We start from the raw sequence: 17,591 nt of genomic DNA, 5'->3' as shown, positions 1-17,591 counted from the left end.
GTGGCCGGCTTAAGCTTTGTAAGGGTGGCGCAACACGATGGTTTCGTCGCGGTCGGGGCCAGTAGAAATCATATCGACTGGTACACCACACACCGCTTCCATGCGCTTTAGGTAGACCTTTGCCTCTTCCGGCAAATCGTCAAACTTCTTCACGCCAAAGGTGGTGCCCTTCCAACCCGGGAAGGTTTCGAATATCGGCTTGCAACCTTCAACCTTGTCGCTGCCGAACGGCAGAATATCGGTTGTGGTGCCATCGGCCAATTCATAGCCCACACACATTTGAATGGTTTCCATGCCATCAAGCACATCAAGCTTGGTAATACACAGACCAGAAACACCATTCAATTGAATGGTACGGCGCAAGGCTGCTGCATCGAACCAGCCGCAACGACGCGGGCGACCCGTCACTGAACCAAATTCGTTGCCTTTTTTGGCCAGGTACATGCCTTTGTCGCAAAACAGCTCGGTGGGAAACGGACCTGAGCCCACACGCGTGGCGTAGGCCTTGGTAATACCCAACACATACTGCAAGCGCTGTGGACCCACCCCGGCGCCAGGAGAGGCTGCTCCGGCGATACAGTTGGAACTGGTTACGAACGGGAAAGTACCGTGATCGATGTCCAGCAATGCACCTTGCGCGCCCTCAAACAACAGGTTTTGACCTTCGTCATTGGCCTTTTGCAGCAAGGTAGGTACATCAGCCACCATGTTCTTGATGCGGGGCGCCAGGGCCATCGCTTTGTCGAACACCACTTGGGCATCCACGGGCTCAGCACCCAGGTACTGCGTCAGCACAAAATTGTGGTAGTGAAGCACTTCATCCAGCTTGGCCCGGAATTTTTCGGGATTGAACAAATCCTGAACGCGCAGGGCACGGCGGGCAGCCTTGTCTTCATAAGCTGGGCCAATGCCGCGGCCGGTGGTGCCAATTTTCGCATCGCCACGCTTGGCTTCGCGGGCTTTGTCCAACGCCACGTGGTGATCCAGAATCAAGGGACAGGTTTCGCTGATTTTCAGGCGACTTTCAACTGAAATGCCACCAGCTTGCAACTCATCAATCTCGCTTAACAAGGCCTCGGGTGACAGCACAACGCCGTTACCAATGTAAACCTGCACTTCTGGGCGCAAAATGCCGGAAGGAATCAGGCGCAAAATGGTTTTCTTGCCACCAATCACCAGCGTGTGGCCAGCATTGTGGCCACCCTGAAAACGGACAACGCCTTGGGCATGGTCTGTCAACCAGTCCACAACCTTACCCTTGCCTTCGTCACCCCACTGGGTACCAATCACAACCACGTTTCGAAAACTCATTTCCTATTTCTCCTGATTCATGCCAATCGGCACCACTTTCCACACGGCGTTGGCCTGTACAAGCTGCCGATCACATACAAACTCTTCTTCCTCTTGGGCGGTGTTGGGCAGCGACTGCAGCACCACTTCACCCTGACTGCGCAATTCACGAATGACAGCCATCAAATCAGTGTCATACACCCAAGGCGCACGAATGGCGGTTTTGGGCTTGGAATGCACTGCCTGCAACGACACCAGTTCACGCAGATCCACTGAAAAACCAGTGGCTGGACGAGCACGGCCATACACCGCACCCACATCGTCATAACGACCACCACGCAAAATCGCGTTGGGACACCCTTCTACGTAAGCAGAAAAAATAAGGCCGCTGTGGTAATCAAAACTGGCCAAATCTGCCAGATCAAGAATTAACGCAGGCATGGCCGACACAGTTTCCTGCAAACGGGCAATCAGGGTGCGCAGTTCATTCAATACCGCACCCACTTTCGGGTTCCGTGGCAGCTTATCGGCAGCCCGATTCAATACACAATTGCCGCCACCCACCGAACCATACAGGTTAAGCAAAGCCAGCACATTGGCTTTACAAGTCGCGGACACGCCATTCAACAAAGCCTCTAGTGCCGGGCGATCTTTCTGAGCCAGGCAATCATGCAAACTGTGAATCAGGTTGTCACTTAAACCTTCTCCATCCACCACTGCGGCCAATAAGCCGGCGTGTGACAAGGCAAGGCGATAACCCTTCAACCCGGACAAATTCAGGGTATCAACAGCCAAATTCAATATTTCCAGGTCGGCCTCAATGCCGCCGCAACCATAGAGCTCAGCACCGCATTGAAGCGGCTCACGGGTGTTGTGCAAGCCCAAAGCCTGCGTGTGCAACACGGGTCCGCAGTAGCACAGGCGGGTAACGCCCTTGCGATTCAAAATATGAGCGTCGATACGGGCAACTTGCGGTGTTGTGTCGGCCCGCAAGCCCAACATGCGCCCACTGGCCTGATCCAGCAACTTGAAAGTTTGCAGGTTCAGCGAGGCATCCGCATTGCCGAGCAAAGACTCGGTGTACTCCAGCATGGGAGGCATCACCAGCTCATAACCGTATACGCGAAAACGGTCCAGCAAGGACCGACGCAATTCTTCAATACGCCGAGCCTCGGAAGGCAAAACATCGGCGACAGACTCTGGCAGAAGCCAAGCAGACATGACTATTCCAACTCTTAAACGAGTGTTTTAAAACAAAAAAAGCGTGATACCGATGAGAATCGCCACCAGCCCCACAAACCGTATTTGTCCTTCTGTGAGCGAGGCAATCTTGAGAAAGGTCTCTTTCCATTGTTTCGGAAAAAGAAAAGGCATGAAACCCTCGAGAATAAACACGAGGGCCAAAGCCAGCCAAAAGGTCTCGCTCATATCAGTTTTCCCTGAGCCAGACCTTTCAAGCGAAGGTGATTAACCCACGCAAGCGCACGAAAGCCCAAGTTACTGCGTTTTGTGCAAAAACTTGAAGAAATCGGACTGCGGATCAACCACCATTACATCAGACTTGGACGTCAAGGACTGCTTGTAGGCATCCAGGCTGCGGTAAAAGGAATAGAACTCGGGATTGCGACCAAAAGCGGCATTATAAATCGAACCGGCCTTTGCATCACCCTCCCCCTTGATTGTTTGTGCTTCTCTGTATGCTTCGGCCAAAATTACGACCACCTGGCGATCGGCATCGGCACGAATTTGCTCGGCTTCTGCAGCACCAGTCGCTCGCAGATCGTTGGCAACCCGCTTGCGTTCAGCTTCCATACGACGGAAAACAGATTCACTGACTTCCGGCAACAGATCGACCCGCTTTAAGCGCACGTCAACGATTTCCACACCAATCTCGGTGGCTTCGTCTTTCACTTTTTCCACCACGGTGTCCATCACGGTGGTGCGCTCACCAGAAACCATTTGAGGTACTGTGCGCTTGGTGATTTCCTCGTTCAAGGCCGACTTGACCACCTGCGACATGCGGCTTTGTGCCAAACGAGAATCTCCGCTCAAACGAACGAAGTACAAGCGGGGATCAACAATACGCCACTTGATGTAAGAGTCGATCAACAGATTTTTCTTTTCCGACGTAATAAAACGCTCTGGCTCTGGTGTATCAATGGTTTGAAGCCGTTTGTCGAGAAAAATCACGTTCTGGAAGGGGGCTGGCAGCTTGAAATACAAGCCAGGCTCCTGGCGCACTTCCTCGACCTGACCCAAAGCAAACACAATGGCGTACTGGCGCTGATCTACAACATAAAGGCAGGTGTTGGCCACAAAAAAGCCAATCAGCGCAGCCGCTACAACAACAAATATTTTAGGCATGATTAGCGAGCTCCCCGGTCACGATTGCGCATGGCATCGCGAATACTAGTATCAAATCCATCGTTTGCACCGCGAGGTGCGGATGGACTGGTCTCAGCGGCCTTGGCTGCAGCTGCAGCAGATGCTGCGCTATTGCCTTCCGACCCTGATGCGCCAGTTTTTTCGATCAATTTATCCAAAGGCAGGTACAGCAACTGGCTGTTCCCCTTGGAGTCAACAATGACCTTCGTTACATTGGTGTAAATTTCTTGCATTGCATCAATGTACAGGCGGTCTTTTGTGACTTTGGGTGCTTTTTCGTACTCAGTCAGAATGGCTTTAAAGCGAGCTGAATCACCTTCGGATTGAGCAACCACGCGTGCACGGTAACCATCGGCCTCTTCCCGCAGACGGGCTGCATTGCCTCGCGCACGTGGAATGACATCGTTGGCATATGCTTCACCGTCGTTTTTCAAGCGCTCACGGTCTTGCCCGGCTTTCACTGCGTCGTCAAATGCCGCCTGAACCTGCTCTGGTGGTTGAACACCCTGAACGGTCACGCTAGAGACCAAAATACCCGTGCCGTACTTGTCGAGAATTTCCTGTATTACCTCGGCTGTATTCAGGGCAATTTGCTCTCGGCCCTCGTACAACACAAAGTCCATCTTGCTTCGGCCAACCACCTCGCGAATGGCTGTTTCAGCAGCCATTTTCACGGACTCATCCGGATCAATGGTGTTGAACAGATAATCGCCAGCATCCTTAAGGCGATACTGAACCGCGAACTGAATGTCGATAATGTTTTCGTCTTCAGTCAGCATCAGGGCTTCACGCAATACCTTGCTTTTCACGTCGTTGCGATACCCGACTTCAACAATGCGCACCTGAGAGGAGTTCACCACCTCATGCGACTGAATTGGATAGGGCAAACGCCATTGAAAACCGGGCATTGAGGTGTGGTGATATTTGCCGAACTGCAGCACCACGCCTTCGCGACCTTCTTGCACGATGTAAAAGCCGCTGGCTAGCCAAACGAGCACAGCAACCACAACAACGGCTGTGAACCCTTTGCCGGCATTTTCCATGCTGGGGCCACCGTTGCCGCCACCAACCGGGCCACGCGGGCCACCACCATTGCCACCCTTCTTGCCGAACAGGCGATTCAGCCTGCTGTTGAAGTCGCGCCACAGCTCATCCAGGTCAGGTGGGCCGTCTTGACGGCCTCCGGGACGGCGGTTGTCTTGATCTTGAGGCTTTGTGGGTTCATCGTTATTTTGATTACCCGATGAATTTCTGCCCCAATCCGGATCATTCATTGACATGTTTGTTCCTACTGCTGAAAAAATAATTGTTGACGTTCAGGCCCACTGCAATTGATCTGACTGCGTGTCTGCACCCCTGCTTTGAGCATAGAAGTTGCCTGCAAGTTCAGTCAAACATTCCCTCAATTCAGGAATGCCAAGCCCATAGCGTGCACTCACCGCCACGGACAAAATCTTACCATTGCCGTCGCGCTCGACTTCCACAGAACGCTCGCAGGCGTCTATTTTGTTCCAGATGATCACCTGCGGAACATCTCCTGCTTCGATCTCGTGCAACACTTTGTTGACTTCATCGATTTGACTGTGCCGAACCTGCGAACTCACATCGACAACATGCAGCAGCACATCGGCGTGTACTGCACTTTCAAGCGTCGCCTTGAACGCATCGACAAGAGAATGTGACAGATCGCGAATAAACCCGACGGTATCGGAAAGTGCCATGTCTATCTTGGGCGCCAGCCAAACGCGACGCGTGGTGGTGTCCAAAGTGGCAAAGAGCTGATCGGCGGCATAGGCTTTGTCGCTTGTAATTGAATTGAACAGCGTACTTTTGCCCGCATTGGTGTAGCCCACAATTGCGACCGTGAACTGCCCTCTGCGTTCACGCTGCCTGCGTTGGGTTTGGCGCTGCTTCTGCAGCTTTTCAAGACGGGTTTTCAACTGTTTGACCTTCACCCCGATCAGGCGACGGTCTGTTTCAAGTTGGGTTTCACCCGGCCCGCGCATGCCGATACCACCTTGCTGACCATACAAATTGGCGTTGCCGCGAACCAGTCGCGAAGCCATGTACTGCAGTTGAGCCAGTTCGACCTGCAACTTGCCTTCGAAACTGCGCGCGCGAATGGCAAAAATATCGAGAATCAGCCCGGTGCGGTCGATCGCGCGACGCCCTAGGGCATTTTCAAGATTTCGTTGCTGGGCAGGACTCAAGCTGTGATTGAATATCACCAGCTCGACCTCTTCTGCATCGCAATGCGCAAGTATTTCCTGCACCTTGCCAGAGCCAATGAATGTTGCGGAGTCGGGGGAACGCCGTTTAGACACGAAAACGCCGATCACCTCTGCACCAGCAGAGGTGGCCAGTAGAGCCAGCTCATCGACACTTTCGCGGAACTCGTGTTGACCAAGGTCAAGTGCAACCAGGGAACTACGCGTCATTGCAAACCGCGGAAAAATTGGAAAGTGAAGATAAGTTTACTCCTTCACCTCGGGGGTGAATGTAACTGAACGGCCAGGCACAACCGTTGAAATTGCGTGCTTGTAGACCATTTGGGTTACCGTATTACGCAGCAAAACCACGTATTGATCAAAAGACTCGATTTGGCCCTGAAGCTTGATACCGTTGACCAGGTAAATGGACACGGGTACATGCTCTTTGCGCAGCAAATTGAGGAAGGGGTCTTGTAGTAATTGCCCTTTGTTACTCATAACAGCTCCAGACTGTGTTGATATTATTAAATGTCAGAGCTTTTGGCTCGTCACGCTTAGTTTACAGAAAGCACCTATGGGTGCCAAACGTAAGCTCTTCTTTTGTAGATATGGACACTCTTTTTTCACAATAAGTTCAAATCCAACGCCGAAGAGTGATTCCCGTTGACATCACCCACCTAGCAAGGCGCGAGTTCAAGCCATTGAGACAGGCGGGGCCGACGAATAAATTCTTCCTGAAACTCGGAAAGTCTCGCCGTAGATTGTGGCAATCGGGCTGCCCATTCCGCCGTCAAGGAAGGGTCGTACCACAATGCTTTTGCCACCACTTCTGCACTGATATTGGCCGGGTCGCAGATCAGGGCAAATCGATCATCACCCCTTACAATCGCCAAGAGTCCAATCACTCCATGGTCTATCAGCAAGCTCAGGATCTCGTCCAGTTGATCAGGTGGCACTTTGGCAAACACCCTCAACTCTTCCATGGTCATGCCGGGTTTTTCCTGTTGGCGCGATTTTTCCAGTTCAACCAACACGCTCAAACCTTGCAACCACCGTTCACCGGGGCGGTTGCTGGGGTTCCAGTAGCCGGTTCGGGCCACTGGCAACGCCGCCACGGTGCTAGCACCCAGCAGCACAATAATCCAGCTCACGTAAATCCAAAGCAAAAAGATTGGAAACGCCGCCAAAGCGCCATATAAAGCGGTGTAACTTGGGAAATGCGTGATGTAGGCCGCGAAGGCCCGCTTTGAAATTTCAAACAGAATGGCTGCCAGCGCACCGCCCACCAAGGCATCTTTCCAATGTACTGCGCGATTGGGCACTGCGCGATAGATGAATGCAAACGCCAACACGGTCAGGGTAAGGGGTATCAGATTCAGCGCCGGGAACATACCACCAAGAACTGGATTGATGCCACTCATGGACTCGCCAATCAAGGCAGTCGATACGCTGATACTCAAAGCGATCAGTACTGGCGCCAAAGACAGAACAGCCCAGTACAACAGCACTTTGTTGATAGTCGAGCGTTGACGCTTCACGTTCCAGATCTGATTGAACACCCGATCCACAGTGAACATGGTGGTCAATGCGGTAATAACCAAGAACACGATACCAATGGCAGTCAGCCCCTTCGCCTTGTCAGAAAACTGTGTGACATAGGTCAGAATGGTTTCTGACAAGGTTTCCGGAAAAAAACTCTCGATCAGATAACCCTGCAAAGAAGACTGCAAACGGTCAAACATTGGAAATGCAGTGAATATGGCCAATACCACAGTGGCCAGGGGTACCAGCGAAAGCACAGTGGTGAAGGTTAAGCTGGCCGCCACCTGGGGCAAACGTTGCTCGCTAATGCGCTGACTGACCAGGCGGGTAAATGCAATCCACCAGCGCAAATTCAGCGGGGACAATTCCACATCGGCCACACTGAATGCACGACGGGCACCCCGCATAAAACGGGCCCGGCGGGTTTGGCTTTCCTCAACGGGTTTGCCGACGGTTTTGAAACTCTTGGTCTCAGTTGTTTCGGAAGGTGCGGCTGAACTCATGCGCTTCGATACAATAGGGGTTCCAACAGCCCCCATGATAACCCTTAAGCATGATTGAAGTATTGGTCTTGTATTACACCCGCCACGGTACCACCGCACAATTGGCACGTGAAATTGCGTTGGGCGTCGATTCAGTCAAGGGCGATTCAGCGCGGCTTCGCACAGTACCCGGGGTGTCTGCCAACAGCGAGTCAACAGAACCAGACATCCCCGCGGATGGCCCACCTTACGCAGAACCGGCAGACTTGAAAGAATGCGCAGGCCTGGCACTTGGCTCCCCGACCCGGTTTGGCAATATGGCGGCCGCGATGAAGTATTTTATCGATGGCACAGTGGGAAACTGGCTTGCAGGCGGCCTGATCAACAAACCGTTTTGCGTATTCACCAGCACCAGCAGTTTGCATGGCGGCCAGGAAACCACGTTAACCAGCATGGCCTTGCCCCTGATTCACAATGGCATGTTGTGGCTGGGCATTCCCTATTCCGAACAGGCCTTGCACGACACCACCACCGGCGGCACACCCTACGGCGTGACCCATTGGGCCGGGACAAAAGGACACAACCCGCTTTCCGAACACGAAAAAGCACTGGCCAGGGCGCAAGGCGTGCGTTTGGCAAAAGCAGCACTGGCACTACAACACATGGATAAACCCTGATGAGCAGCACCCTCGACATGAATTCAACCCGCAGCAAAGCCTACTGGGCGAGCGTAACCAGCCTGTTGGCCCTGATCGCCTTGTGCGTGGCCTGGGAACTGTTTATTGCACCGATTCGCCCGGGTGGCAGCTGGCTGGTTCTGAAGGTATTGCCCTTGCTATTGGTGGTGCCAGGCATATTCAAACAACGCGTACGCACCTATCAGGCTACTTCTCTGTTGGTGTGGTTGTACTTTGCAGAAGGCGCAACACGGGCCAGTTCCGACCCCGCCCTTGCCTCTCAGTTAATGGCCGGGCTAGAGGTGTTTCTGACCATCGCACTTTTTGCCAGCGTCAGCGTGTTTGCGCGCACTTACAAAGTGCCAAAAACCAAGGTAGCCTGAGGGCATGAACGAATTTCTTGACCAGTTGCGCAAACAGGTGCCGGGCTTGACGGTCAAGACCGACACCACGGACATTGCCCACGCATGCACCGATTGGCGCAAACGCTACCAAACCACCGCACTGGCCCTGCTTGAACCCCTGAACGCTGCGCAGATTCAGGGCATTGTGAAGGTGTGCGACCAATTCAACGTCGCCATTTCCACCCAAGGCGGCAACACGGGGTTGGTGGGTGGTGCCGTACCCACAGCAGAGGGCGACGCATCAAAGCGCCCGCATGTGGTGCTTAAAACTGGTCGAATTCGCGATGTGTTGAAGCTGGATGAAAGCAACCTGACACTGACCGCCAGCGCGGGCTACACCTTGTATGAAATTCAGGAATATGCAAGTGCCCACGGATTCCTGTTCCCCTTGAGTTTGGCCTCGGAAGGCACTTGCACCTTAGGTGGTAACTTGGCCAGCAACGCCGGTGGTGTGGCTGTGCTGCGCTATGGCAATACCCGAGAATTGTGCCTGGGTCTTGAATATGTGAATGCACAGGGCGAGTTGTGTGGTGACTTGCGAGGACTTCGCAAAAACAACACCGGCTACGACTTGCGCCATTTGTTGATTGGCTCAGAGGGCACACTGGGCATAGTGACCACGGCGTGCATGAAGGTGTACCCTGCCCCCAAAAGCCGTTGTGTGGCCTGGCTGAATGTGGACAACATTCAAGTTGCAGTCGATGCGCTGGGGTTTGTTCAAAGCCATCTGTTTGGCGAACTCAGCAGCTACGAGTGGATGAACGCCAATGCAATTGAGGTGGTTCAAACCCATTTTCCAGGCCGTGCACCCACTGGCCCGGGCGCGGAGGACCATGTACTGGCGGAATTTACCTCTTTGGGCCCCGAAACCGCATTGCGCGAGCAGGTTACCAAAACGCTGGAAGCCTTGCTCGAGGAACTCCCAGGCGTGCGCAACATTGCAATTGCGCAAAGCGGGCGGGAAATTGACACTTTTTGGGCCTTGAGAGAAAACATATCCGAAGCACAGGCCAAAGAGGGCTTGAACGTGAAACACGATGTGGCGTGTGCGGTGTCACAATTGCCTGTATTTCACGATATCGCATTAAATGAAATCGCAGAACATGGGGTTGATGTTCGGCCGGTGTTGTTTGGCCACCTTGGCGATGGCAACCTGCATTTCAACTTGTCAGCACCCAAAGCCAGTGACTCTGCGGAATTTCTGAAGCAACACCAAAGCTTGTTAAACACCTTGGTGCATAACGCGATTTTGCAGTGCGGTGGCACCGTATCGGCCGAACACGGCATTGGTCAACTCAAGGCTGAACTGTTGCGGGACATTACCAGCAAAAGCAACTACGCGGCATTCAAAACAATTAAACAGGCTTTGGATCCAAAGAATCTTCTGAACCCTGGCAAGTTGGTGTTGCTTTAGTGCCTACTCAAGCAGCATGCTTGAGCATTTTCGCCAAAGCGTCTTCAACCACCTGCCAATTGTTGGCTTTCAGCAAGGTTGAATCGGACAACACCTGGCGGTAAAGCCTGCCGCCCGGCTGCCCGTGAAACAAGCCCAGCCAGGATTTCGTAATATTCCGAATGCTCTCGCCTTTGCGCAATTCCTGGTCAGCGTAGGCGCGTAATTCATCAATCACGTTGAAACGAGTTCTTGTATCCGTGGGTTGGCCAATGATTTCATCAAACTGGGCCAGTAACCAGGGATTGGAATACGCCTCTCGACCAATCATGCAGCCGTCTGCCCAATCCAAGTGGCTTTTGATAGCGTCCACGGTAGTGATTCCGCCATTCAAAATAATTTGAAGATGCGGAAAATGCTGCTTCAAGCGCTTTACAACCTCATAACGCAAGGGTGGAATGTCACGGTTTTCTTTTGGCGACAAACCCTTCAACACCGCATTGCGTGCATGCACAATGAAAGTGTTGCAACCGGCTTCACTCACCTTGCCGACAAATTCGTACAGCATGGTTTCGCTTTCATCGTAATCGAGCCCGATTCGATGCTTCACCGTGACGTCGATTGAGCAAGCATCCCGCATGGCTTTGACGCAGTCGGCTACCAAATCAGGCTCAGCCATCAGGCAGGCACCAAAAGACCCCTTTTGCACGCGCTCCGATGGACAGCCCACATTCAGGTTCAATTCGTCGTAACCCGCTTGTTCGATCCACTTTGCGCACGCTGCCAGATGTTCCGGGTCGCTACCTCCAATTTGAAAGGCGACAGGATGCTCTTCCTCGTTGAATGCCAAAAAACGATTGCGATCGCCGTATACCAAGGCACCTGTGGTGATCATCTCGGTATACAACCAGGTGTGCCGGCTAATGGCTCGATGGAACCTGCGGCAATGCCGGTCGGTCCAGTCGATCATTGGGGCAACAGAAAGTGTTCTGGGTTTGAAAGTCATGGTTTGAATTTTACAAATAAAAAGGGCGAGGCCAAAGCCACGCCCCCTTTAAGATTCAACCTTGCGGCTTACGCTGCGTCGCGGCTGGCGCGCTTGCGCTCGTGTTCCTTCAGGAAACGCTTGCGAATGCGAATATTCTTCGGCGTAATTTCCACCAATTCGTCTTCAGCAATAAATTCAACTGCGTATTCCAGATTCATTTGAATTGGAGGAACCAGGCGAACGGCTTCGTCAGTGCCCGATGAACGAACGTTGGTCAGCTGCTTGCCCTTGATGGGGTTTACAACCAGGTCGTTGTCACGGCTGTGAATACCAATCACCATGCCTTCGTACAAGGCTTCACCTGGTGACACAAACATGCGACCACGGTCTTGCAACTTCCACAAGGCGTAAGCAACTGCATCGCCATCGTCTTGAGAAATCAGCACGCCATTGTGACGCTCGGCAGAACCACCTTCGCGAATCGGTGCGTATTGATCAAATACGTGACTGATCAAGCCAGTACCGCGTGTCAGGGTCATGAAATCACCCTGGAAACCAATCAAACCACGTGCTGGAATTTTGTATTCCAGACGAACACGGCCTTTGCCATCGGGTGACATATCAAGCAAGTCACCTTTGCGGCGACCCAATTCTTCCATCACGCCACCCTGGTGTGAGTCTTCCACATCCACGGTCAACATTTCGTAGGGCTCGCACTTCACGCCGTCAACTTCCTTGAACACCACGCGTGGGCGTGACACGGCCAATTCATAGCCTTCACGACGCATGTTTTCCAGCAAGATGGTCAGGTGCAATTCACCACGGCCTGACACTTCAAATACGGTGTCGTCGTCGGTGTCTTTAACGCGCAGGGCCACGTTGGCTTTCAATTCACGCTGCAAACGGTCACGCAACTGGCGACTGGTTACAAACTTGCCTTCACGGCCAGCCAGTGGAGATGTGTTGACCATGAAGTTCATGGTCAATGTTGGCTCATCAATCGCTGGAATTTCCAGACCTTCTACTGCTTCAGGTGAGCAGATGGTGGTTCCAATGCCGATTTCCTCAATACCATTGATCAGGCAAATGTCGCCAGCTTGGGCTTCTTCTTCCTGAATACGCTCCAGACCACGGAACTTCAGCACCTGGTTGATTCGACCATTAAATGGAGTGCCGTCTGGACCGTTGATACAGGTTACCTGCTGGCCAACCCGCACCGTACCGCGCTTGATACGGCCAATACCGATCTTGCCCACGTAGCTGTTGTAATCGAGCGATGTGATCTGGAATTGCAGGGGACCATTGGGGTCATCATCACGCACAGGCACATACTTCAAAATGGCTTCAAACAAGGGGCGCATGGTGCCTTCGCGCAAATCGGGTGTATCGCCAGCAAAACCGTTCAAACCAGAAGCATAAACAATCGGGAAATCCAGCTGTTCATCGGTTGCACCCAACTTGTCGAACAAGTCAAAGGTTTGATCGATTACCCAGTCAATGCGGGCGCCAGGACGGTCTACTTTGTTCACTACCACGATGGGCTTCAAACCCAAGGCCAATGCCTTGCGGGTTACAAAACGTGTTTGTGGCATTGGGCCTTCTACGGCGTCTACCAACAACAAAACCGAATCAACCATCGACAACACGCGCTCCACTTCACCGCCAAAGTCGGCGTGTCCTGGGGTGTCAACGATGTTGATGTGGGTGCCTTCATATTCAACTGCGCAGTTCTTGGAAAGAATCGTGATACCACGTTCTTTTTCAATGTCGTTGCTGTCCATCACACGTTCTTCGAGCTTTTCGTTCTCGCGGAAGGTGCCAGACTGGCGAAGGAGTTGGTCAACCAGCGTGGTTTTGCCGTGGTCCACGTGGGCGATAATTGCAACGTTACGTAATGCGCGTGTCATAAATTTACCTGAATCAATCTGTCGGGTCGAAGCAAGGCGCCCTTCCCATCCGTTTCTAAAATGCCTGTTCCCATAAACAGGGAATTGCCTTTGAAGGCCGTATTGCTTACATCGGTGTTCACATCCTGCGCGGGGGCTTCTCCGTACACCCGCACTCGCCCTGGTTTGGCGTTGACCAAGTCCAGTGGCAACCGTTGCCCGTGCGAAAACCGCCGCGCAAACTCATTGTTCAATTCAACTTTCCCCAGGCTGCCCAAAAGCGAATCCACCGGGAAAAGCACAGCATCCAAAGCGTCAAAGGGGGTTTCCGATTCACCGAGCACTTTGAGTGCATCCAGGGTGTACGCGCGTTCCACTTTCAAGTCACCAATCGCGGTTCTCCGCAGTTCGGTGAGGTAGCCTGCCGTGCCCAATGCCTTGGCGATGTCTTCGCCCAGGGTGCGCACGTAGGTGCCTTTGCTGCAATTTACTTCCAGCTCAATGGTGCAACCAAGTTCACCATCTTGCTGATTGTGCTCGACTTTAATGACATCCAATTGATGGATCAAAAGGGTTCGAGCAGGTCTGTCCAATTCAATGCCTTCGCGAGCATACTCGTACAAAGGCTTGCCGTCTTTCTTTAATGCAGAAAACATCGGTGGCGTCTGTTGAATTTCCCCAACAAACTGCGCACACACCTGTTTTACCTCAATCTCGGTGATGCTTTCAAGCGCGCGGGTACTGACTTTCGTCAATTCACCCTCGGCATCGCCGGTGTTGCTTGAAAAACCCAGCCGCACTTTGGTTCGGTAGGATTTGCTTGCGTCGATCAAATCTGCCGCAAACTTGGTCGCCTCACCGAACATCAATGGTAACAAGCCGCTTGCCAATGGGTCCAGCGTACCTGTGTGGCCGGTTTTTTCAGCACGGTACAGGCGCTTGACGATTTGCAGAGCTTGATTGGACGAATAACCAGTCGATTTGTCGAACAACAACACACCAGACAAGGCACGTTTTTGCTTTTTAGTCACCGCCACCGTCGCCACCACCATCCGAATCTGTGGCACCACCACCCTCGCCTTTCAGCGCCCGGTCAATGATCTGGGACATTTCAGCCCCACGCTCTACCGATTGGTCGTGTTTGAAACGCAAGGTAGGCACAGTGTGAATGTGCAACTTTTTAAAAATCAAATTGCGCAAATAACCTGAGGAGTCATTCAATGCCTCTTCAGTGGTCTCCGCCGAACCAGTCAATACTGAGAAATACACGGTTGCATAGGCGTAGTCGGGTGTCAGTTCCACATCTGTGATTGTGACAAACCCAAGCCGTGGGTCTCTCAACTCACGGGGGATCAGCTCAGCCAGGTCTTTCTGGATTTGCTCGGCAACCCGAATTCCTCTGGCTGGTGCTTTTTTCTTGTGACGCATACTTTCCTTTTCAAACCCACGCAGCAATTACAGCTGCGTACGGGCCACTTCCTTCACTTCAAATGCTTCCAGAATGTCGCCAACCTGGATGTCGTCGTAGTTGTGCAGCTGCAAGCCACACTCAAAGTTCTGGCGCACTTCTTTGGCGTCGTCTTTGAAGCGCTTGAGCGAGGCCAGCTGGCCAGTCCACACCACCACGTTGTCACGCAGCAAGCGCACACCTGCACCACGACGAATCAAGCCGTCGGTCACCATACAACCTGCAACAGAACCCACTTTGGAGATCTTGTACACTTCGCGGATTTCAACGTTGCCGATGATTTCCTCTTTCTTGTCAGGCGTCAGCATGCCGGTCATCGCGGCTTTGATCTCGTCTACGGCATCGTAAATGATGTTGTAGTAGCGAATATCCACGCCGTTGTTCTCGGCTGTTTTACGGGCGCCTTGGTCAGCACGCACGTTAAAGCCGATGATCACCGCTTTGGAGGCCACCGCCAGGTTGACATCAGATTCACTGATACCACCCACAGCAGCGTGCACAACATGCACTTTCACTTCGTCGGTAGACAACTTCTGCAAGGCATGCGACAAGGCTTCTTGTGAACCCTGTACGTCGGCTTTCAGAATAACTGGCAGGTGTTTAACTTCGCCTTCAGCCATTTGTTCAAACATGTTCTCCAGCTTGGCGGCCTGTTGCTTGGCCAGCTTCACGTCGCGGAACTTGCCTTGACGGAACAAGGCAATTTCACGGGCTTTGCGCTCATCTGGCAACACAATTACTTCTTCACCAGCGGCCGGCACATCGCTCAAACCCTGAATTTCAACAGGAATTGAAGGACCAGCGGATTCGATTGAACGACCGTTTTCGTCCACCATGGCGCGTACGCGACCAAATGCAGAACCAGCCAACACCACATCGCCTTTCTTCAAGGTACCGCTTTGTACCAACACTGTGGCCACTGGGCCACGGCCTTTGTCCAGGCGGGACTCAACAACCAGGCCTTTGGCTGGGGCTTCGATCTGAGCCTTCAGCTCGAGCACTTCCGCCTGCAGCAGCACTTGCTCCAGAAGGTCGTCAATGCCCAGGCCTGTTTTCGCAGACACAGGAACCATGGGCGAATCACCGCCGTATTCCTCTGGTACAACCGAGTGAGAAATCAATTCTTGCTTGACTCGCTCAGGATTTGCATCAGGCTTGTCAATCTTGTTGATCGCCACCACCAAAGGTACGTTGGCTGCCTTGGCATGGTGAATGGCTTCAATGGTTTGTGGCATCACGCCATCATCAGCCGCGACCACCAGAATGACGATATCGGTTGATTTGGCACCACGTGCACGCATGGCTGTAAACGCCGCGTGGCCCGGTGTATCGATGAAGGTGATCATGCCGTGGCCCGTTTCCACGTGGTAAGCGCCAATATGCTGGGTAATGCCACCGGCCTCACCACTGGCCACCTTGGCTACGAATGTGATCAAGCAGTGAGGTTTTACCGTGGTCAACGTGACCCATGATGGTAACAACTGGTGCGCGAGCCACTGACGGCGCTTCAGAATGCGCCACACCAGCTTGTTCGATCATGGCTTCTGGATCATCGAGCTTGGCAGCAATTGCCTTGTGGCCCAATTCCTCGGTCACAATCATGGCCGTGTCTTGATCGAGCACCTGGTTAATGGTGACCATTTGGCCCATTTTCATCAGACACTTGATCACCTCTGCGGCCTTCACGGACATTTTGTGCGCAAGTTCAGCCACCGTGATGGTTTCCGGCACATGAACGTCACGGATCACTGGTTCGGTGGGTTGATTGAAGTTGCTTTGTTCCTGGTTGTGGCGACTGTTTTTGCCCTTCGGGCCTTTCCAGCCACCCGCACCAGTGCGGCCAACTCCAGTTTCGCCTCGGGTTTTCAAACCACCACGACGGCGGCCCGGCTCTTCCTTGGCACCCGGTGCGCGAACACCTTTGCGAGCACGCCCTGCAGAGTCATCCTCTGCAGCAGTGGCCAACTTCTCAGGCTTTTTAATGGTTGCCGCAGCCTTGGGAGGCTCAACAGGCTCTTCAGCCTTCATGACCTTGGCGGGCTGGGACATCATGCGGTTAATTGCTGCAACTTCAGCTTCCGCGGCCTTGCGAGCGCGTTCTTGGTTCGCACTGGCCTTGGCCGCATCTTCGGCTGCTTTCTTGGCTTTTTGCTCTGCTTTCAGCGCATCGGCTGCGCGTTGTTCGCGGGCCTTGGCTTCCTCGGCACGCGCTGCCTGGGCTGCTTCGTCTTTGGTATCAGTTTCTTCTTCGGCTTTGGCAGGTTTGGCGTTTTCAGCCTTGGCCTGTTCAACCGCTTCATGGGCAAGGCGCTCTTCTTCGGCGCGCTGGCGTGCTTCTTCCTGAAGCTTCAGTTCGCGCTCACGCTCTTGCTCAAGCTTGGCTTGTTTTTCTTTCAGCTCCGCTTCCTGACGCGCTTTCAATTCAGCCTGGCGTTGTGTTTCAGCATCACGGCGGGCCTGTTCAGCCGGATCCAGTTGAGCTTCCATAACGGGCTCGCTTTCACCTGCTTTTTCAGCGCGCTGCACGAATACGCGCTTTTTACGCACTTCAACCTGAACTGTGCGTGCACGGCCACCAGGGCCTGCTTGCTTGATTTCACTGGTCTGCTTGCGGGTGAGGGTAATTTTCTTTTGACCGCTTTCAGATCCGTGCGCCTTTCTCAGGCTTTCCAAAAGCTTTCCCTTGTCCGCTTCAGTAACTGCATCTGCCTCAGAAGTTTTGCTTACGCCAGCAGACTTCAGCTGCTCCAAAAGAACATCGGCGGGCATTTTCAACTCTGCTGCAAACTGTGCGACTGTGGTACTGGTCATCTACTATTCCTTCAAATTCCCTTACTGACCGGACCGAGTGGCCCGATTCGACTCT

15 protein-coding genes and 1 pseudogene are annotated in these 17,591 nt (G+C 53.0%); 3 read left to right on the top strand and 13 right to left on the bottom strand.

Annotated features, from left to right (window positions below):
• Positions 1-9: 9 nt before the first annotated feature.
• The 8 genes from P0D43_RS09090 to P0D43_RS09055 form a co-directional block, all read right to left on the bottom strand.
• Complete coding sequence (locus tag P0D43_RS09090; RefSeq protein ID WP_159568733.1) at positions 10-1,311, bottom strand: adenylosuccinate synthase; 1,302 nt, start codon at positions 1,309-1,311, stop codon at positions 10-12.
• Positions 1,312-1,314: 3 nt separating this feature from the next.
• Positions 1,315-2,511: an ATP phosphoribosyltransferase regulatory subunit gene (locus P0D43_RS09085; RefSeq protein WP_159568734.1), complete on the bottom strand. Its 1,197-nt coding sequence runs from the start codon at positions 2,509-2,511 to the stop codon at positions 1,315-1,317.
• 27 nt (positions 2,512-2,538) lie between these two features.
• The gene (locus P0D43_RS09080) at positions 2,539-2,718 is read right to left on the bottom strand and encodes a DUF2065 family protein (protein WP_008248713.1); all 180 of its coding nucleotides are present in this window, start codon (positions 2,716-2,718) and stop codon (positions 2,539-2,541) included.
• A gap of 69 nt (positions 2,719-2,787) precedes the next feature.
• On the bottom strand, positions 2,788-3,654 hold the full coding sequence (gene hflC / locus P0D43_RS09075) for a protease modulator HflC (protein ID WP_394672248.1): 867 nt from the start codon (positions 3,652-3,654) through the stop codon (positions 2,788-2,790).
• A 2-nt stretch (positions 3,655-3,656) separates the two neighbouring features.
• The gene (gene hflK, locus P0D43_RS09070; RefSeq protein WP_159568735.1) at positions 3,657-4,955 is read right to left on the bottom strand and encodes an FtsH protease activity modulator HflK; all 1,299 of its coding nucleotides are present in this window, start codon (positions 4,953-4,955) and stop codon (positions 3,657-3,659) included.
• Between the two features lie 36 nt (positions 4,956-4,991).
• Complete coding sequence (gene hflX / locus P0D43_RS09065) at positions 4,992-6,113, bottom strand: GTPase HflX (RefSeq protein WP_394672247.1); 1,122 nt, start codon at positions 6,111-6,113, stop codon at positions 4,992-4,994.
• Between the two features lie 36 nt (positions 6,114-6,149).
• Entirely contained in the window at positions 6,150-6,383 is a 234-nt protein-coding gene (gene hfq / locus P0D43_RS09060; RefSeq protein ID WP_008248719.1) for an RNA chaperone Hfq, read from the bottom strand.
• A 179-nt stretch (positions 6,384-6,562) separates the two neighbouring features.
• Positions 6,563-7,930: a YihY family inner membrane protein gene (locus P0D43_RS09055; protein ID WP_159568737.1), complete on the bottom strand. Its 1,368-nt coding sequence runs from the start codon at positions 7,928-7,930 to the stop codon at positions 6,563-6,565.
• A gap of 50 nt (positions 7,931-7,980) precedes the next feature.
• Between P0D43_RS09055 and wrbA the strand changes: the two genes are divergently transcribed.
• Genes wrbA through P0D43_RS09040 form a run of 3 tightly spaced genes read left to right on the top strand, consistent with a single transcriptional unit; the run spans position 7,981 to position 10,404 of the window.
• The gene (wrbA, locus tag P0D43_RS09050) at positions 7,981-8,586 is read left to right on the top strand and encodes an NAD(P)H:quinone oxidoreductase (RefSeq protein ID WP_394672246.1); all 606 of its coding nucleotides are present in this window, start codon (positions 7,981-7,983) and stop codon (positions 8,584-8,586) included.
• Positions 8,586-8,969 (top strand): DUF2069 domain-containing protein, encoded by a 384-nt coding sequence (locus tag P0D43_RS09045; protein ID WP_394672245.1) that lies wholly within the window; start codon positions 8,586-8,588, stop codon positions 8,967-8,969. The genes wrbA and P0D43_RS09045 overlap by 1 nt, the downstream gene beginning before the upstream one ends.
• A 4-nt stretch (positions 8,970-8,973) precedes the next feature.
• Entirely contained in the window at positions 8,974-10,404 is a 1,431-nt protein-coding gene (locus tag P0D43_RS09040) for an FAD-binding oxidoreductase (protein ID WP_394672244.1), read from the top strand.
• Between the two features lie 7 nt (positions 10,405-10,411).
• Here P0D43_RS09040 and dusA read toward each other — a convergent pair whose 3' ends face one another.
• The 5 genes and pseudogenes from dusA to infB all read right to left on the bottom strand — a co-directional run bounded on the left by dusA (position 10,412) and on the right by infB (position 17,536).
• Positions 10,412-11,389 (bottom strand): tRNA dihydrouridine(20/20a) synthase DusA, encoded by a 978-nt coding sequence (dusA, locus tag P0D43_RS09035; protein WP_394672243.1) that lies wholly within the window; start codon positions 11,387-11,389, stop codon positions 10,412-10,414.
• 68 nt (positions 11,390-11,457) lie between these two features.
• A complete protein-coding gene (gene typA, locus P0D43_RS09030) occupies positions 11,458-13,278 on the bottom strand; it encodes a translational GTPase TypA (protein ID WP_394672242.1) in 1,821 nt (606 codons plus the stop codon).
• Positions 13,275-14,309: a tRNA pseudouridine(55) synthase TruB gene (gene truB / locus P0D43_RS09025; protein WP_159569653.1), complete on the bottom strand. Its 1,035-nt coding sequence runs from the start codon at positions 14,307-14,309 to the stop codon at positions 13,275-13,277. The genes typA and truB overlap by 4 nt, the downstream gene beginning before the upstream one ends.
• Positions 14,281-14,685, bottom strand: coding sequence for a 30S ribosome-binding factor RbfA (gene rbfA, locus P0D43_RS09020; RefSeq protein WP_341237667.1), 405 nt, complete (start codon positions 14,683-14,685; stop codon positions 14,281-14,283). Before rbfA ends, truB begins: the two co-directional genes overlap by 29 nt.
• A gap of 27 nt (positions 14,686-14,712) precedes the next feature.
• Positions 14,713-17,536 (bottom strand): annotated as a pseudogene (gene infB, locus P0D43_RS09015) (translation initiation factor IF-2).
• Between the last annotated feature and the right edge of the window lie 55 nt (positions 17,537-17,591).

This window comes from Limnobacter sp., assembly GCF_043511195.1.
Lineage (GTDB): Bacteria > Pseudomonadota > Gammaproteobacteria > Burkholderiales > Burkholderiaceae_B > Limnobacter.
Note: the sequence above shows the minus strand (reverse complement) of the source record. Positions and strands in the feature narration are given on the sequence as shown.

What these genes read in the sequence shown, in the direction of transcription:
- truB (WP_159569653.1), bottom strand. Translation starts at nt 14,309, where the DNA reads ATGGTGGTGGCGACGGTGGCGGTGACTAAAAAGCAAAAACGTGCCTTG.
- rbfA (WP_341237667.1), bottom strand. Translation starts at nt 14,685, where the DNA reads ATGCGTCACAAGAAAAAAGCACCAGCCAGAGGAATTCGGGTTGCCGAG.
- wrbA (WP_394672246.1), top strand. Translation starts at nt 7,981, where the DNA reads ATGATTGAAGTATTGGTCTTGTATTACACCCGCCACGGTACCACCGCA.
- hfq (WP_008248719.1), bottom strand. Translation starts at nt 6,383, where the DNA reads ATGAGTAACAAAGGGCAATTACTACAAGACCCCTTCCTCAATTTGCTG.
- P0D43_RS09055 (WP_159568737.1), bottom strand. Translation starts at nt 7,930, where the DNA reads ATGAGTTCAGCCGCACCTTCCGAAACAACTGAGACCAAGAGTTTCAAA.
- P0D43_RS09090 (WP_159568733.1), bottom strand. Translation starts at nt 1,311, where the DNA reads ATGAGTTTTCGAAACGTGGTTGTGATTGGTACCCAGTGGGGTGACGAA.
- P0D43_RS09080 (WP_008248713.1), bottom strand. Translation starts at nt 2,718, where the DNA reads ATGAGCGAGACCTTTTGGCTGGCTTTGGCCCTCGTGTTTATTCTCGAG.
- hflC (WP_394672248.1), bottom strand. Translation starts at nt 3,654, where the DNA reads ATGCCTAAAATATTTGTTGTTGTAGCGGCTGCGCTGATTGGCTTTTTT.
- P0D43_RS09085 (WP_159568734.1), bottom strand. Translation starts at nt 2,511, where the DNA reads ATGTCTGCTTGGCTTCTGCCAGAGTCTGTCGCCGATGTTTTGCCTTCC.
- P0D43_RS09040 (WP_394672244.1), top strand. Translation starts at nt 8,974, where the DNA reads ATGAACGAATTTCTTGACCAGTTGCGCAAACAGGTGCCGGGCTTGACG.
- P0D43_RS09045 (WP_394672245.1), top strand. Translation starts at nt 8,586, where the DNA reads ATGAGCAGCACCCTCGACATGAATTCAACCCGCAGCAAAGCCTACTGG.
- hflX (WP_394672247.1), bottom strand. Translation starts at nt 6,113, where the DNA reads ATGACGCGTAGTTCCCTGGTTGCACTTGACCTTGGTCAACACGAGTTC.
- hflK (WP_159568735.1), bottom strand. Translation starts at nt 4,955, where the DNA reads ATGTCAATGAATGATCCGGATTGGGGCAGAAATTCATCGGGTAATCAA.
- dusA (WP_394672243.1), bottom strand. Translation starts at nt 11,389, where the DNA reads ATGACTTTCAAACCCAGAACACTTTCTGTTGCCCCAATGATCGACTGG.
- typA (WP_394672242.1), bottom strand. Translation starts at nt 13,278, where the DNA reads ATGACACGCGCATTACGTAACGTTGCAATTATCGCCCACGTGGACCAC.